Source organism: Acinetobacter sp. ANC 4470 (genome assembly GCF_002135335.1).
Taxonomy (GTDB): Bacteria; Pseudomonadota; Gammaproteobacteria; order Pseudomonadales; family Moraxellaceae; genus Acinetobacter.
Genome location: NZ_NEGC01000001.1, coordinates 129,323 through 147,001, shown reverse-complemented (window position 1 = coordinate 147,001; position 17,679 = coordinate 129,323). Strand labels below are relative to the sequence as shown.

Below are 17,679 nucleotides of genomic sequence, written 5' to 3'. Positions count from 1 at the left end.
CACATTAAATTATATTTTTGTAAAACAATTAACCTTAAAAAACAAAAAGATAGATGTTAATTTAATTCGTACTAATCTTTTTTAGCTTTATAATCTCTAGCTATTATTTACGACATTTTAAACATGATGTCGTTATTTTTTGTATTGGGGGAATTATTGTGGCTGGACATGCTTTAGCATTCAGAAACGCGCTATTGACGATATCATTATCCATAGGGTTAATTGCTTGCGGTGGTGGAGGAGGCGGTGAGGGCGGTGAGTCCGCCAATGATTCATGGACAGAAGTCGCTCCACCTTCTGCAAAGCCAGAAGATTTCATCAATGCTCGCACTAGTGTCGCACTGAGCACAGGCAGTACAGCGAATCTGACCCTACAGGATCAGACGTCCCTGTTAAAGTGGGCGCTCAATACTGCTGAACAGCAGCACTATTGGCAAAAAAACTTGTTAGGTTCTTTATATTCCAATGCCAATCATAGAATTATACAGGCATCTTTACAATTTACAGTGCGTCCATCATTAAATCTTTATCCAACTGATTTAAGTACTGGCATACCTTTTGCCATGGGAGATAAAGTTTGTGATGGTTCATTTGCCATTCAATCAGGTAAAGGTTGCGGCTTAGGCGTTGTCACAAAAATTGGTAAAGGGCGAGCTTTGGCTTATGGTCAGGAAATGTTTAGCCCAATTTTAAGTAATAATGCTAATTTTACTCAGTTTACAGAAGTGATGAACAATAGTTTACGTTGGCTGATTACGGGTGATGCACATCAAGCGGTGAATAAAACGCTGAATATTGTCGTCAAGGGGACATCGAATGTTGATGTTAAGAGCTATCTTGAAAAGCAATTAGCGACAAAGGTCAATTACCCTGCATGTAATGTACTGGATCCTGCAAATACCTGTTGGCAAGATGTTGATTTGATTGTTTTGGGGCAAGGTATTGAAGGTGAGAAGTTTGAAAAAGAGCTGATCGACAAATACTTAAAAGCCGGTAAAGCGATTTATTTCCAAGGTTCTTATTGGGATATCCAAGCGAATACTCAAAAAGTTTTGAATGCCATAGGCATTCAAGCCGATATGAACTGGTTCAGAGATGAACGTACATTGTTGATGTCAAATCCTGCAAACATTGAGCAGCGCTGGGAACGGATTAATCAGATTGATGGCACTATTAAAACCCTACAATACTTTATTAATCCTGCATCGGTCACTTTAGGTGAGCTTAATGCCAGCAATGCAATGATTCAAAGCATGCTGACACATTCAAGCGCATTGCAGAGATTGAATGCTCAGGGTTTATCAGCATTTAGTGAAGAAAATAAAAATAGTATTTTAAAAGCCTTGGTGTTGATTGCCGATTTGTGGCGCCCGTCCGTGAACTACACGGGTTTAAATAAAAACGGTAATCCGCTAACCTTTATGCAAACCTATGCTTCAGATGCTTGGCTAGACTACAAACGTAGTTATACCAAGGCTGCTCTGCAAGGTGCTGGTGACTATATGCCTGCATCAGCGCAAAATATGCCAGTCAGTAGTGATTGGGAAACCATTACAGTGACGATTCCGCAAAGCAGTGGCGTAACAGCGATTGGCCGTGCCAGTATTCCTGCAAAAGCAGTGGATATACAGATTGTAGATGCTCAAGGTGCAAATCTTGCTGTACAAACCAGTCATATCCGCACTTGGGGCAACCCATTTAGTGATGATGGCTATAAACGCCCACTGCGTCCGAACAGTTATGGTGTAAAGCTAAATACAGGCGTTGATAACAAGTTTGTCAGCCCATTTGGTGGGCCACTCATGTTGAATTACAGCAATGCTACAGCGGGTAGTACCATTACTTTAAAAATCAAAGGCAGTGCAAAATATGCACACTTTGACTTTACCCAGCCGATTACTGATGCTGATATTGATGCAGCCAGCGTTAGTTTGCAAAGCAGAGTCTTTGGCTGGAATACCTTTAAATTTGTAGGTGGTGAAATTCAGCAAATCACTGCTTATGCACTCAATGCGATTGGTAACACTGCACCACGTGATTACATTGAAAGAATTAAGACCGTTATTTATGACAGTAACCATATGGCCAATGGTTATAACAATATGCCGCTAGATAACAGCACTCAGCAATACTGTAATACTTTAGGTTGGGACTGTACCGGTGAGATTCACCGTGCACCGAATGTTCAGCATTTTGTTGGTTGGATAGCCACTTGTGGTTTCCTATGTTCAGGCAATCCTTCTGATGGCGCGACGGGGCTAGATATAGGCTGGGGTTGGGTACATGAACTTGGACACAATACTGTTCAGGGTGTACTTACCATGACTTTCCCATCGACAGAGAATGGAAACACCATTGGCTGCGGTACAGAATGTAATAACAATATTTTGGCAGGCGTGAGTATGCTGCGTAAATATGAAATTTATGATCTGGACAATAACGGCAATAATTTTAATCATCCTCTGTTATATGGCAATATCAAAGATAGTCGTAATACAAACTTCAGTGGGGAAGCGCTGCGTGCAGAGATGGAAAAACGTCTATGGCAAGGTAATGACAATGCCAAGCAAGCGTTTCACATGCAGTTGGCTCATAACTATACCAAGCTACATCAGGGTAAATTACGACCTGATTCGCAAGGTGTATTTGAATTTATGCGCTTACTGAATATTTCGCAGCGTCTTTATAATCAAATTGATGTGGCGACAGCAACTACAGCAGACAAAAACAAATTAGGTTTAGGTGCATTCACGACGAAAAACTTGAGTCGACCTGACATGATTTATGTACTCAGCTCAAAAATTATGGGCTATGACTTAAAAGAGATGTTTAAGCTTTACGGTGTGCCTGTGACAGATACTGCGCACACCTCTATTGCTATGCTGAAATTGCCTATGGCGCCTTTGAATTTTTATGCACAGCCTGCAAATAGGTCTAACCATTTAAATGAGGGGACTTGGTTGACACTTCCTGCAACGGGGGCAGTTCCAAACTATCCTTACTAATTATTTTTTTTTAGTAATTTACGCAAAAGGTTACTTTCAAATATGAAAGTAACCTTTTTTATTGATCTTAAAAATGTCATGCAGTGAATGGTCTATTTAACACTTGAAATGATAGCGACATTGACATAGATAAGACTTTGTTGAAAAAATATTTAAATAACTGATAAATTAGGAAGAGTAAGACAGACTTCATACTCTAGTTATGTCCTAATAAAATAGATGTAAAATATCTCTAGTTCTTAAAAGATATATTTTACAAAGCCTCATAACAGTTAGTGTATTCAATAAATGATTTTTATAGTTCGCTGAATTTAGCAACATCACTACAAAAAACTTAATGTAATTATGGTGTTATCTTTGCGGAAAGGAGGCGGTTAATGCCAAATTTTATGAGGCCGATACACTTTAGTCTGCTGTTCACTATTACACCTCTGGTATTGGCAATGAGTGGTTGTAGTACTACACAACCTAAAAATACCACTGCTACAATGCCGAATAATCCGCATAACATTCCTTACCCTAATATTGATTCAGGTTTAGGTGATAGGTGAAAAGCTATATCCGAATGAAAAGGTGATAGCTGAAGAGATCGCTGATGTTATTGAAAAATCTATTCGCAAACAATATGTCTTAGGCAGTGCACGTCGTGATGCACATCCGAAAGCTCATGGCTGTGTACGAGCAGAATTCCATGTGATGGAAACGCTGCCGAGTAGTCTTGCTAAAGGTATTTTTATTCCTGGTAAAAAATATCAAGCATGGATTCGTTTTTCGAATGGTTCTGCTGATGCAACGCAGGCAGACATTAAGAAAGATGCACGGGGGATAGCAATCAAAGTTTTAGGTGTATCAGGGAAAAAAATCTCAGAGGATGAGGTCGCTACACAAGATTTTATTATGATCAATCATCCCGTATTTTTTGTTAATGATCCTAAGCGCTATATGTCGTTGATGCAGGATATCAACAGTGATCATTTTTTTAGAAAGCTTCAGATTCCGTTCACACTGGGTTCTAAAGGAACTCGGATTGCCTTAAATCTCAGAACAAGAATTTCAAACCCGCTGCAAACCCGATATTGGTCTATGGTTCCTTACCAGTTAGGCATAGGTCCTGATCGTCAGGCAGTAAAGTATTCAGCCAGATCTTGCACAGCAGCAGTAGATCCTATACCAGACAATCCCAATCATGACTTTCTGCGCGATACTCTCCGAAATAGTCTGCAAAAAGGTGATGCGTGTATGGAATTTTTAGTACAACCTAAAACATCAAATACATTGGTCGTGGAAGATGCGATGACCGAATGGAAAGAAACGCAAGCGCCTTTTTATCAGGTGGCGACTATTCGTATTCCTCAACAGGTTTTTGATACGCCTGATCAAGATAAATTTTGTGAAAATTTATCTTTTACGCCATGGCATGCTTTGCCTGAACATAAACCACTTGGAGTAATCAATAGGATGCGCAAAGTGATTTATGATCGTATCAGTCGAGTCAGACATGAGATGAATTCAACCCAAAGACAAGAACCTCGGTAGCCTGTTGAGACTACGCCTGTCGCCAATCGACAAAGCAAAGCTTCATATCTGCTTAAGCTAAAAGTACTAATCTTGTTTGCACTTAAGCAGATATAAAAAATACTTTTTGATTCTTATTTAGCCCGAATAAAACGCGTTATTTTTTAAGATTCATGTCCGATTAGATCAAAATTTATTCAGATTAAGTCGGATTGAATTAGGGGCGATACTAATCTTGATATGGGCCTATTTTAGAGTGAGATATTTTAAGCTTCAGGAAGATCAAACCAAATAATTTGGCTGTCTTCTAAAGCTTCTATTTGGTTAGTATCCGTAAAAGCAATAGCATCACCTGCATGTAGTGTATATTCAGCAATCTTAATTGAACCTGCTAGTACATGGACATAATTAATATGTTGCGTGGTTTGAATAGGCAGAACATAGTCTTTTGTAATTACAGCAGTTTTGATTTCTGCTTGCTGACGAATGTGTATTAGCGCATTCGGCTGTGGTCCTGCAATGACATGCCATTGATTTGGTTGTTCACGTGGATCACATTTGATTTGTTGATAGTTCGGCTCAGCATTACGAATATCTGGGTGAATCCAAATTTGTAACAAATGTACAGGGCTATCACTGTTGTTAATTTCACTATGTTGTACACCTGTACCAGCACTCATTAACTGCCATTCACCTGCAGAAATATGACCTTCATTTCCCATGCTGTCACGGTGTGAAATAGTACCATCAAGTACACAGGTCAAAATTTCCATATTGTCATGGGCATGCGTACCAAAACCATTATGTGCTGCAATAGTGTCATCATTAATTACACGAAGTACACTCACACCCATATATTTAGGATCATACCAACTGCCAAATGAGAAGCTATGTTTGGAGTCAAGCCAATCCATATTGACATGACCACGATTTTCACTGTGATGTATAAATGCGTTCATGGAGTTTCCTTATATTTATTAAACTATACCGCTATTTTACTGTTGTCGTTTTTATTTAAAAATAGCTTAAAAGCAACATATCATTCTATTTATAGAACATAAGATGACTTATTTTCGCGAGGTCTTAATATAAAAAAGCCCGCATAAATGCAGGCTTTAGGATGATCAATATTTTGATTATTCGAGGAATTTAACAGTTACGCCAGATTTTACTTTTTTACCTAAATCATTGGCATCCCAGTTGGTTAAACGGATACAACCATGCGATGCAGTCTTAGAAATTGCAGATGGGTTGGGTGTACCATGAATACCAAATGATTTTTTACTTAAACCAATCCAGATATTCCCTACAGGGCCATTTGGACCAGGTGGTAAAGACAATGGTTTATTGTTTTTACCTTGCACAAAGTTACTTGGAGAATAGCCATACCAAGGATTTGGTGCTACGCCAGTGACTTTGTATGTACCTGTTGGTGATGGTGTATCAGAGCTACCAATGGTCGCAGGGAACGAGCCAATCATCTGGTTGCGACTGTTAAACAAATACAGTTGTTTAGCACCTTTATGTGCAACGATGAGGTGAATATCCTCAGGTACTTCGTTACGGATATTGGCAACAATAATTTTTTCACCCGCTTTTTTGAAAGTTGCTTTTGGATTTAACTTTTTCAAAAAGTCTTCATCCATATGGAATTTTTCACCGAGCATTTCTGTCACACGTGTGTAATACAGACCTTTCATTTTTGACTGTAATGCATAATCACGAGGGATAGATGCAACATACGGACCTTTAAGATCTGCATCTGTAATAGTATATTCAACAAAAGCAGGTTTAGATCCTTGTTTTGCAATTAATGCATTCCAAGTTTCTTGCGTTAGGGTTCCCGTTGGTTTCAAGCCGTTCATTTGTTGGAATGAAGCAATCGCTTTAAGGGTGTTTTTACCACTTGAACCATCAATAGCACCTGGTGAAGCATGTGCATTGTTGAGCATAACATGTGCACGTGCGTAAACAGGGAATTGACCTTTACCAATATTGTCATACCAGTTGGCATTGTTCAGACCATCAAGTGTCCAAGATACCTTAGTTGCTGCTGCACTAGACGGAGTCGTTGTGCTGGTGGTCGGTGCTGTACCGATAGCAGCTGTATTATCTTCAGATTTCTCAAGATTCTGTAAGGTTTTTGAAGCCTTATTTAAATCTTGTTGTTCTTGTTGTGTAATCTGGGTATTAGCCGTGCTTTGAGCATTTGATGCTGCATTCATCGCAAGTGGATCAATCGGATCTTGAACCGCAGTATCAGCAATCTTTTTAGGATTTAATGGTTGTTCTGCGGTAGGTGCGGCAAATGCTGTACCCGCAATAATGCAACTTAAACTCATAGCGAGTAATGTGCGAACGAACATGTAATTCAACCTTAAGAATTATTCATTAACAATTTGATAAAACTGGCTAAGTATTGCAGAAAAAATGAGGAGATGCAGTAGTTCTTTTGTTTAAAAATTATTTTACATTGAGCATGATTGATTTTTAGATACGTTAGAAGTTATTAAATTTTCGACCTTTTTGTTATGATGGTTCGAAGATTAAAAATGAGATGGGAAAGAAATGACGGCTCTAAAAAATGATCGTTTTCTACGTGCTTTATTACGTGAGCCAGTAGATACCACACCAGTTTGGATGATGCGTCAAGCAGGGCGTTATTTGCCTGAATATCGTGAAACACGTGCCAAAGCAGGTGATTTTCTTTCCTTATGTAAAAATAATGATTTTGCATGTGAAGTGACTTTACAGCCTTTGCGCCGTTATAACTTGGATGCTGCTATTTTATTTTCAGATATATTAACAGTGCCTGATGCTTTGGGCTTGGGATTATATTTTGAAGCAGGCGAAGGACCAAAATTCCACAAAACCATTCGTACAGAAAAAGATGTAGCGAATTTACCAAATTTTAATGCCAAATCAGATCTTGATTATGTCATGAATGCTGTAACAACGATTCGTTCTGCATTGGGTGGACAAGTTCCGTTAATTGGTTTTTCAGGCAGTCCGTGGACACTTGCAACTTATATGGTTGAAGGTGGTTCAAGTAAGGATTTCCGTTACACCAAGCATATGATGTATGCCCAACCAGAAGTGTTACACGCTTTACTTGATCGATTAGCAATTGCTGTGATTGATTATTTAAATGCGCAAATTGATGCTGGTGCACAAGCAGTACAAATTTTTGACAGTTGGGGTGGCGCTTTGGCACATCGTGAATATATCGAGTTTTCACTTAACTACATGCAGAAAATTGTTGCAGGCTTACAACGTGAAAAAGATGGTCGAAAAGTTCCAGTGATTTTATTTACTAAAGGTGGGGGACAGTGGCTCGAGCCAATGGTGGCAATTGGTGCAGATGCCTTAGGCTTAGACTGGACTACACCGCTGAATGTGGCACGTCAAACGGTAAATGGTCGTGCAGCTTTGCAAGGTAATTTAGATCCAGCCACTTTATATGGCACACCAGCATCCATTGAAAAAGCGACTAAAGCGATGCTTGATGATGCTTATGCAGGTGGTGAAAAAACGGGTTATATTGCCAACTTAGGGCATGGCATTACTCAATGGGTAGATCCTGAAAATCCTAAAGTATTTATTGATACGGTGCATGAATATAGCGCCAAATATCTTTAACGACATGTGAGTCAACTCATTTTTTAGGATTCAACCTTGATCAGTCTTTTTAAATCATGTTTTGAGTTCTCATTTAAGGCAGCTTCGGCTGCCTTATTTGGGATTTTACTTCTAATCGCATTTGCATTCACTGCATCCATGGGCAGCCAAGAGTTTTATGGTTTTTTTCGTTATGACTACTTATTGTTTTATGCCTTAATTATTCAAGTTTGCTTATTGTATTTGAAGTTAGAATCTTGGGCAGAAGCGAAAGTGATTGCTTTATTTCATATTATGGCAATGGTCATGGAAATTTTCTTGACCCACCCGCAGATTGCTTCATGGCAGTATCCACAACCAGCCATTTTAAAAATTTTGACCGTTCCATTATTTGCGGGATTTATGTATTCGGCAGTGGGTAGTTTTTTTGCGCGTTCATTACGGCTATATCGGGTGTCATTTGAAAAGCTTCCGAGTTTTTTCAATATGATTTGCTTAGCGATGCTTTCTTATATTAATTTTATGAGTAAGTTTTTTGTTGCTGATATCCGATTGTTGCTGTTCACATGGAGCATCATCATTTTTTGGAAGACTAAAATTAATTTTCAGTTACAACAGCATCAGATCAAACTCCCAATGTTGCCCGTGCTGATGATCTTGGCATTTTTTATTTGGATTGCTGAAAACATTAGTACGTTTTATAAAATTTGGTTGTACCCAAGTCAGGTCGAAGCATGGCATATGGTGGGCTGGGGCAAGTTAGGTTCATGGTATTTATTGTTACTTCTAAGTCTGGTTTTAGTGTTAAAAATATTGGGAAAACGCAGTACAGAAGGTGGTTGGACGTTAAAAAATGATGCGTTTTAAGTGCTTAATACGTAATCGACAACTTTAAGTATAAATTGTTTTGCGTTATGAGAAAGATATGGCTATCTTACAAAGGTGTAATGAAAATTATGCAATTGGAAATAATTAAAAATACTCGGATAATAATTTCTGGAGAAATAACCATGTTGAAAAAATTAGCTTTAGTTGCAGTTGTCGCACTCGGTTCCAGCGCTGCATTTGCAGATAACGATGTTGGTTGTGGTATTGGTTCACAAGTTTGGGCAGGCCAATCAGGTAAAGTGCCTAAAATTCTTGCTGCAACGACAAATGGTCTATTTGCAAACCAATTATTCGGTATCACTTTTGGTACATTAGGCTGTAGTGGTACAGGTACAGTAACTGCGCAAGCGGTGACATTTACCAATGAAAATGCTGAATCTTTAGCGCGTGACATGGCAGTAGGTCAGGGGGAAAGCTTAAATGTACTGGCTGAACTTCTTAATATTCAATCACAAGACAAAGCTCGTTTCTTTGCTGTTTCTAAACAAAACTTCTCTGAAATTTATTCAGCAGAAAATCAAGACTCTTTACAAGTTCTGGCTTCCTTACAAGCTGTAATGGCAAAAGACGACGTGCTTAAAGCATACGTATAATTGTTGAATATTTAAACCCTGTCACTTAGATGGGGTTTTCTTCTTAAATAAATCATAAATAAAAGATTTAAATGAAATCCATCGCGTTATTTTTTACTTTAATCTCTTCAACTGTTGCTTATTCAGCAACGACTTCCCAGATTGCTCAATCTTATTTAGATCGAGCCGAACAACAGAATTTACAACATGACATCACTTGGCAAAGGTTAATGTATGCCAATGAAAAAGGTCAAAGTGAGGTGAGTTATTCAGGTTATTTCCTCGCATCTGAAGGTCAAACACAGCTTAAGCAAGAGTTACAAGCCAATATTCAAGCATTATTTCAATCTGCTGAACCCAATCAATCAGTACGTTGTCGCTTTCCTGCGCGTAGTCATTGGTTAATGCAAAAGCTAAATATTCAACAACAAGATTTACCTACAGTTATTTGTCCAGAATTAGATGATTGGATGGCACAGATTAAACCTTATAAAGCTACGCTCATCTATGCGACGGACTTTATGGGAAATCCCAGTTCGATGTTTGGACATACTTTATTGCGTCTAGATCCTAAAGATCAAAAACAACTTAATTTAGTATCTTATGCAGTAAATTATGCAGCAACGGTAACAGGTAGTGAAGGTTGGTCTTTTGCTTGGAATGGATTAACGGGGCAGTATCCTAGTGAATATTCCTTAATGCCGTATTACCGTAAAGTGAAAGAATATGGTGATTTGGAAAGCCGCGATCTATGGGAATATGAATTAAATTTAAGCCCGAAAGAAACTCGATTTCTAGTTGAGCATATTTGGGAAATGAAAAACGTCAGTTTTCCTTATTATTTCGTCAGTGATAACTGTGCCTATCGTTTATTGGGTTTAATTGATTTGGTTCGCCCAGAGCTTAATTTGTCTCAAAATTTTAACGTGGCTGCAATACCCATTGAAACCATTAAAGCCATTGAACAGCAAGGTTTAGTTAAAGAGATTGTTTATCGTCCTGCTTTAGAAACACAGCTATTAGCGCAAGAGAAACAACATGGTAAGAGCTTAGCTAAGGTTGCACATGACGTCGCTTTTTCTGATATCAAAGATATGGCAGTGGTTTTGGAAAAGTATCCAGATTTAGAGCAAGCTAAAATTCTAGAAATGGCTTATGACGATTTGTATTTACAATTTACTGGGCGAAAAGTTGAGCCGAGTTTTGCACAGCCACGATTGCGTCAGTTATTGAGTTTACGTAGTCAAATTGATTTAGATAAACAACGGCAACAACCGATACGTCCTAAAAATGATCCGACACAGGCACATGATGCGCGTAATTTTTCAGTCAATGTCGGTGAGGTGCAAGGTGAAAAAATTGTCGAGATTGGGCATAGGCAGGCTTATCATGATTTGCTTGATCCACAAGCGGGCTTTCGTGTGGGTACGCAATTGTTATTTTGGGATGGCTCCATTCAATATCGTAATGATGAATTGAAATTGAATCATTTTGACTTTCTGTCAGTCAATTCTTATAACCCGATTACCTCATTTAAAACGCCACTGACTTGGGGTTTTAATTTAGGCTGGCAGCAAGAAGCACTGAATAAAGAAGGTAGGTTTAGTGAACATGAGCAACATGGTGTAGCCAATTTAAAAGTGCAAATGGGTTATAGCTATGCTGATAAAGAGCGTGAACATTTGTGTTATGCCCAAGTGCAAAACCATATTCAGGCAGGCAAGGCTTTGAATGATGGTTGGAAGATAGGGATGGGAGCAACTATTGGTTGTCAGAATATCTGGTCAGATAAAATCAATAGTTTGCTGCAAGTGGAATTGCCGTATTGGGAAGATTCACACCAATGGCAATTGAAGTTGAATACCCAACTGCAATATGTACTTAATAACCAAAATGTGATTCGTTTGAATTGGCAATATCAGCAGCAAGATAGTCAGGAGTGGATGAAAACAAGTTTAGGGTATGTAATGTTTTTTTAATAAAAGGAACAGAGCGTATTCTTTAAACATGACCTAATCTACTTTCTAAATCATAAAAAAGCCCAACATCCTGTTGGGCTTTTTCGTATTTTTGTGCTAGGTATAATTCCAGTCGTACCTCAGTCCTTATGTTGATTATTTTCTTACTATTGTCTGAATATCCTGTGCATCTATATTTCAATCAAACTTCATTGATGATAATTCAATGATTATTTCATAATAATGGCAATCTGCGGTGTAAATAGGCGAGTGTGTTTTTGACTATCTAAAGTGGCTGGTTCAAAAATTTTCCAGACTAAGCCTAGAGCAATTATAGTCAAAGGATTTATAATTACTCTGCTAATATTAATTCCAGTAAATTAGTTAAATGCGCGACTATTTCATCGCCATGATAAATATATACAACGCTTTTTATTAAACCAGATTTTTCTGGTGTTGACATAATTTCTATACTAAATCTTAAAATACTATCGGCACCCATTAGTTTTTCTGCCGACAACTGCGAATCCTGAACACAGAAGCGTGTTCCAATACCATATTTTTTTCTGAGTAACTCACCAGTAACCTGAAATGCTGTTTGTGCAATAATTGCGACAGGCCAGCATGGGTATCCATAAAAATGCCCAGCACATTGTTGGGGAGACAAAGGACCAGCAAAAACATCAAGCCTTTCCTTCTCAAATGTTAGATTATGAAGAGGCACAGGATGTTGATAAGGGGAAGATGCTGGAACAGATAAATTGTCACTAGCGTAGTGTTGGAATTTACGTTGAAATAATGCAGGTGAAAGAATGGAATACTCACAAATCAGTTCAGCCACAGGCTCTTTATTCCATGCTTGAACTGAAACTTTTAGGGTGCGTTTATCAATATTTAGAACTTGAGCACTGGCATAAAATACTTCATTGTCCGAATCCTGCTTATTGTGCTTGCGAATAAAGTGAGCTTTCATTGCAAGATAATAGCCTTCAGGTCCATTGTGTAGTGCGGCAGCAGTACAACTTCCTAGAATAGCCAGATGTCTTCCTATCTCGCCTGCTGTAATGGGACCGGTTTCATCTACAAGAGGTTGCTCAGAAGCAAAGCTTCCAACCAATGACCTCTCGTCTTGCCAAAGCTGCTGAAACGCAAAATAAGGTTTTTGAACCTTAATATGTTGTGATATCTCATTAATATCAAAAAAATGATCTTGCTTTTTCATGTGTATACACACTCTAGTTGTAGTTATATTTGTAATTATATTGGGGGAGATTGATACTTCTTATGACCAGAATGAAATTCTAGCTTGTATTATATTGTTATTAGTGTCTATTGACATTTGCTGTACAAAAAATAGCGAGTCAGTAAAATTCAATCTACAAATCAAATTTACTGCTCGCTATACCTCGTACAATGCGGACGAATCAATAGTGGTCAAAGTTGAAAGCTTTTAATCATCAATTAATATTTTGATATAAAAAAAGCCCCGACCAATCGGAGCTTTTAAAAGTTAAAAAATTTTAGAGACTTTCAGGTAAGGCAGCTAAGAATTCACGACGTTCTTCTTTATTGGTTTTAAAATCTCCAACAAAAGAAACGGTACGTGTTGTTGATTCCTGTTTGCCTACACCGCGCATCATCATACACATATGTGCAGAATCAATCATTACTGCAACACCACGTGCTTTGGTCACTTCAGCCACAGCTTCTGCAATTTGCTGAGTCAGGTTTTCTTGAATTTGCAAACGACGTGCAAACATTTCAGTAATACGGGCAAATTTAGACAAACCTAAGACATTACCTTCGGGCAAATAAGCAATATGCACACGACCGTAGAAAGGCAATAAATGGTGTTCACATAAAGAATAGAATTCAATATTCTTCACTAAAACCATTTCACAGTTGTCAGAAGGGAAGACCGCATTATTGGTCACTTCTTCTAAAGTTTTGCTATATCCAGACGTTAAATACGAAAAAGCTTTAGCAGCACGCATTGGCGTATCTTTTAGACCTGGACGATTAAGATCTTCGCCAACGGCAGTTAAAATATTGGCGTAGGATTGCTGCATAGACATAAGACGTGTTCACTTACACTGATATTGAACAAGGGCAGCATTGTAGCAGAAAACCGCTACAATGCCCTGTTTTCGGGAAAAATTCCGATTACTGTTTAAATTTAGGGTTTTTTTCGCTTCGTTTTAGTAAAACTAAAACTGCGCCCGTGCCACCTTGTTTCTCTGGTGCGCTGACAAAAGCTAAGACATCACGATGTTGACGCAGCCAGCCATTCACATAGGTTTTTAAAATGGCTTCTGGCCCTTTACCATGCACAATTTTAATGACATTTTGATTTTCATCTTTTGCCATTTGAATGATTTGTAATACGGCAGTACGGGCATCTTCAACGGTACAACCATGCAGGTCAACCGCTTCAAACCAACGTAAATTACCTGCTTTTAAATCTTCAAAAACCTTGTGCTGCAAAGTAGCAATGCGATAGTTTAAGGTGGCTTGACTGGCAACAGGATTGAGCATGGCTTGCGTATCCGAAAGCTCTGCATTGTCCATTTCCATAGGGCCAGTTGCAGCCGCACGTTTTGCCAAAGTTTGGCTATCTAGTTTTTTCTTTTTGTTCTTTTCAATCGGTGCAATATTACTGCTATCCATTTTCTGGACACCTTGCATCGACTTTTGGAACAAATCGAAATCATCCAGTTCTTCTTGCACAACTGGAGCTTTCACTTCAGTTTGCTTTGCAATCGCACTTGAATGAGGTTGGCTAATTTGTTTTTTAAAGGCTTTCAGTAGATTAAACTGATCTTTAGAAAGCGAAGAATCATGTTTACTCATAACATCTATAACTATTTATACGGTTTGTGGCTGACCAAATAATGCAGTAAATGCATGATCTGGACGGGGCTGTTTCATAAAGCTTTCACCGACAAGGAAAGCATGAATATCATTTTCCTGCATCAGGCGAACATCTTCTGGTGTTGCAATACCACTTTCAGTGATCAAAAGACGTGAAGGCTCCAGTAATTTTTTCAAACGCAGCGATATATTTAAATCGACTTCAAAGGTTTTTAAATTACGATTATTCACACCCAATAAACAGCGCTCTGAAAGTCTCATGGCACGTTCAAGTTCAGCTTCATCATGTACTTCAACTAGAACATCTAAATTGTGTTCAAATGCCGTTTTCGACATTTCTTCAAGTTGTTGATCCGACAGGCTGGCCACAATTAAAAGTACACAGTCCGCATGCAATGCACGTGCTTCAATTACACCATAAGGATCAATTAAGAAATCTTTACGGAGTGCGGGAAGGGTGCAATGTTGACGTGCAATAGCAATGTTTTCATCCGCACCTTGGAAAAAATCTACATCGGTGAGCACCGATAAACACGCTGCACCGGCTTGTTCGTATTGCTGGGCAATTTCAGCAGGATTAAAGTTTTCACGAATAATCCCTTTAGAAGGTGATGCTTTTTTAATTTCAGCAATTACCCCTGGACGTTTAGCATTTAAAGCATTGGCAAAACCACGTACAGGTGTCGCAGCCTTTGCCAGCTCTTCGACATCTTTTAAGCTACGTTGTTTTAAACGGGCAGCAAACTCTTCGTATTTACGGTCAACAATTTTACCTAAAATTGTATTTGCGATATCTACCATGACTATTATTCCTGTATCTGTTTAAGCTTCATATTCTTTAAGTGTTTTGGTGAATTCAGACAAAACGCTCATTTTTTCTAAAGCTTGTCCGCCATAAATAATATCATGGGCTAAAGCCACACCCTGTTTATAGTTATTGGTAAGACCAGAAACGTAGATCCCTGCACCAGCATTTAGTGCAAGCATATTTGCTGCTTTTTCACCAATGGTTGATTTCTTTTTGCCTAAAGCATCTTTAATTAAAGCTAAGCTTTCAGCAGAACCATCGACAATTAAACCAGTCAAAGTTTGTGATTCAATATCAACTTCTTCTGGTGTAATCATCCATTCAGTGATTTCACCATTTTTAAGTTCGGCAACATAGGTTGGCGATGCAAGACTAATTTCATCTAGTCCATCTTTAGAATGAACCACCATGACATGTTCAGCACCGAGTTGTTTCATGACTTCAGCAATAGGACGACAAAGCTCATTTGAGAACACGCCAATCACAAAGCGTTTTACTCCGGCCGGATTCGTAAGCGGGCCAAGTAAATTGAAAATACTGCGAATACCTAACTCACGACGTGGTCCAACTGCATATTTCATGGCTTTATGATGGTTCGGTGCAAATAAGAAACCGATCCCCATTTCACGGATACAGCGTTCAGTTTGCTGCATGTTTAAATCAAGATTAATACCGGCCTTTTCTAATAGGTCAGATGAACCTGATTTTGAAGACACACCACGATTGCCATGCTTGGCAATGGTTGCGCCAGCTGCTGCAATCACAAAACTGGATGCTGTTGAGACATTAAATAGGTTTTGACCATCGCCACCAGTACCCACAATATCGACTAAATATGGAATATCGCTGACATCAATTTTAATGGAAAATTCACGCATAATACGTGCAGCAGCGGTAATTTCATCAATACTTTCGCCTTTAAGACGTAAGCCCATCATTAGTGCGCCAATTTGTGCATCAGTTGCTTCACCTGACATGATTGCTCGCATCACATCTTCCATTTGTGGCTGAGTCAGGTGAATTTGCTTCGTAATATTATTTAAAGCTTGTTGAATATTCATTGTGTTCACTATGCATAAATTTCTAAGAAGTTTTGGAAGATTTGGTGACCATGTTGGCTCAAAATTGATTCAGGATGGAACTGCACGCCTTCTACAGGCAATGTCTTATGTTTTACACCCATGATTTCTTCCATCGTGCCATTGGCTTCATTGGTCCAGCAGGTGACTTCTAAACATTCTGGCAAAGTCGCTTGATCAATCACCAATGAATGATAGCGCGTTGCAGAAAATGGAGAAGGCAGATTGCTAAAAATACCTTTGTTACTGTGATACATGTCAGACAAACGACCGTGCATGACGGTTTTTGCGCGAATAATTTCACCGCCAAAGGCTTGACCAATCGCTTGATGACCTAAACATACACCCAGTAATGGAATTTTCCCTGCAAAATGCTGAATAGCAGGAATGGAAATACCGGCTTCAGAAGGGGAGCAAGGCCCAGGACCAATCACGAGGTATTTTGGTTGCCATCGCTCAATATCTTCCAATGTCACGGCATCATTACGGACGACTTTTACTTCCTGATTTAACTCGCCAAAATATTGGACGATGTTGTAGGTAAAAGAGTCATAGTTGTCGATCATTAAAAGCATGAGCTAACCTGTTGAAATTTATGCACGTATATGTGCTCGAATAGTCCAAGAATACTCACATTGTGCCTATTTTTTAATGGCTGACCTAATATAAATGAGGGGCGCTAAAATAAGTAAAAAATGGAGTGTGAATAATCATAGCAAAAAATAAGCATTTTCGGCTGAACTATTTCCATGATAATGATTTTAGAGGAGTCTCAGCATAGGAATAATCTGATTTATGTACATATTATGCTGAATCCATTTCACTAATTTAGATTGTTAAAATCTAAAATTACCTCAAATGATATAAGGACTTTATTTAGATTTCAAAGGCAGTTAATCGTAAAATAATTTCAAATTTAAGTAATAGGCTAACTAGTAAGTAGGTTTGTATTAAAACTTGAATTGCTGAAAACTGGGCTTATGGTCGTATATTTAAGAAGGAATTAGAACGAGAACTTTTGTCACCAAAATAGCGCACAGAGTTTAGGTTGTTGAATTGGGGGAAATATTTGCATATTCAATGTAGAAGCATCAAATACTGCAATAATAGCCCACTCATAATTTGATAAAAGTAAATTTATTTTTATTCGTTTGCATTAAACGGTCGAAGCATTCAATAATTAAATCATCAACATGGCGTAAAAATAAATTTTAAGAATTGATTTTCACATAAAGATATTAGTTTTAAGTTAAACAGCTCGAAAAAAGGACCTTTTACAAGTTGTAAAAATAAATCCGCACCATTTTGGCACACCGGAAAGAAGCTTTTTAATCAAAAGTAATGAAGAGTGTTTGAATATGGTGC

At 38.4% G+C, this 17,679-nt stretch carries 13 protein-coding genes and 1 pseudogene; 6 read left to right on the top strand and 8 right to left on the bottom strand.

Going from position 1 to position 17,679, the window contains the following annotated elements; genetic code table 11:
- Window positions 1-158 precede the first annotated feature (158 nt).
- Both B9T25_RS00730 and B9T25_RS00725 read left to right on the top strand, forming a co-directional pair.
- Window positions 159-3,005 (top strand): ImpA family metalloprotease, encoded by a 2,847-nt coding sequence (locus tag B9T25_RS00730; protein ID WP_228146834.1) that lies wholly within the window; start codon window positions 159-161, stop codon window positions 3,003-3,005.
- Between the two features lie 377 nt (window positions 3,006-3,382).
- Window positions 3,383-4,541, top strand: a pseudogene (locus B9T25_RS00725) (catalase family protein).
- Window positions 4,542-4,786: 245 nt separating this feature from the next.
- Here B9T25_RS00725 and B9T25_RS00720 read toward each other — a convergent pair.
- Together B9T25_RS00720 and B9T25_RS00715 are read right to left on the bottom strand one after the other, a co-directional pair.
- Window positions 4,787-5,479 carry a pirin family protein gene (locus B9T25_RS00720; RefSeq protein ID WP_086186595.1) on the bottom strand — a complete coding sequence of 231 codons (693 nt, stop codon included), beginning with the start codon at window positions 5,477-5,479 and terminating at the stop codon, window positions 4,787-4,789.
- 177 nt (window positions 5,480-5,656) lie between these two features.
- Window positions 5,657-6,886, bottom strand: a complete 1,230-nt coding sequence (locus B9T25_RS00715; protein ID WP_086186594.1) for a L,D-transpeptidase family protein — start codon at window positions 6,884-6,886, stop codon at window positions 5,657-5,659.
- A gap of 202 nt (window positions 6,887-7,088) precedes the next feature.
- Here B9T25_RS00715 and hemE point away from each other — a divergent pair, with 202 nt between their 5' ends.
- From hemE to B9T25_RS00695, 4 genes are all read left to right on the top strand, one after another.
- Window positions 7,089-8,159: a uroporphyrinogen decarboxylase gene (hemE, locus tag B9T25_RS00710; protein ID WP_086186593.1), complete on the top strand. Its 1,071-nt coding sequence runs from the start codon at window positions 7,089-7,091 to the stop codon at window positions 8,157-8,159.
- 39 nt (window positions 8,160-8,198) lie between these two features.
- Window positions 8,199-9,005 (top strand): DUF817 family protein, encoded by an 807-nt coding sequence (locus B9T25_RS00705; RefSeq protein ID WP_171262708.1) that lies wholly within the window; start codon window positions 8,199-8,201, stop codon window positions 9,003-9,005.
- 143 nt (window positions 9,006-9,148) lie between these two features.
- Window positions 9,149-9,619 (top strand): DUF3015 family protein, encoded by a 471-nt coding sequence (locus tag B9T25_RS00700; protein ID WP_086186591.1) that lies wholly within the window; start codon window positions 9,149-9,151, stop codon window positions 9,617-9,619.
- A gap of 71 nt (window positions 9,620-9,690) precedes the next feature.
- Window positions 9,691-11,577: a DUF4105 domain-containing protein gene (locus B9T25_RS00695; protein WP_086186590.1), complete on the top strand. Its 1,887-nt coding sequence runs from the start codon at window positions 9,691-9,693 to the stop codon at window positions 11,575-11,577.
- Between the two features lie 331 nt (window positions 11,578-11,908).
- Here B9T25_RS00695 and B9T25_RS00690 read toward each other — a convergent pair whose 3' ends face one another.
- The 6 genes from B9T25_RS00690 to B9T25_RS00660 all read right to left on the bottom strand — a co-directional run bounded on the left by B9T25_RS00690 (window position 11,909) and on the right by B9T25_RS00660 (window position 16,889).
- Complete coding sequence (locus tag B9T25_RS00690) at window positions 11,909-12,778, bottom strand: hypothetical protein (RefSeq protein ID WP_086186589.1); 870 nt, start codon at window positions 12,776-12,778, stop codon at window positions 11,909-11,911.
- 298 nt (window positions 12,779-13,076) lie between these two features.
- Complete coding sequence (gene folE, locus B9T25_RS00680) at window positions 13,077-13,625, bottom strand: GTP cyclohydrolase I FolE (RefSeq protein WP_171262707.1); 549 nt, start codon at window positions 13,623-13,625, stop codon at window positions 13,077-13,079.
- 94 nt (window positions 13,626-13,719) lie between these two features.
- On the bottom strand, window positions 13,720-14,406 hold the full coding sequence (locus B9T25_RS00675) for a Smr/MutS family protein (RefSeq protein ID WP_086186586.1): 687 nt from the start codon (window positions 14,404-14,406) through the stop codon (window positions 13,720-13,722).
- Between the two features lie 15 nt (window positions 14,407-14,421).
- Window positions 14,422-15,228, bottom strand: coding sequence for an indole-3-glycerol phosphate synthase TrpC (gene trpC / locus B9T25_RS00670; RefSeq protein ID WP_086186585.1), 807 nt, complete (start codon window positions 15,226-15,228; stop codon window positions 14,422-14,424).
- 21 nt (window positions 15,229-15,249) lie between these two features.
- Entirely contained in the window at window positions 15,250-16,296 is a 1,047-nt protein-coding gene (trpD, locus tag B9T25_RS00665; protein WP_086186584.1) for an anthranilate phosphoribosyltransferase, read from the bottom strand.
- Between the two features lie 8 nt (window positions 16,297-16,304).
- On the bottom strand, window positions 16,305-16,889 hold the full coding sequence (locus B9T25_RS00660) for an anthranilate synthase component II (protein WP_086186583.1): 585 nt from the start codon (window positions 16,887-16,889) through the stop codon (window positions 16,305-16,307).
- Window positions 16,890-17,679: the final 790 nt, after the last annotated feature.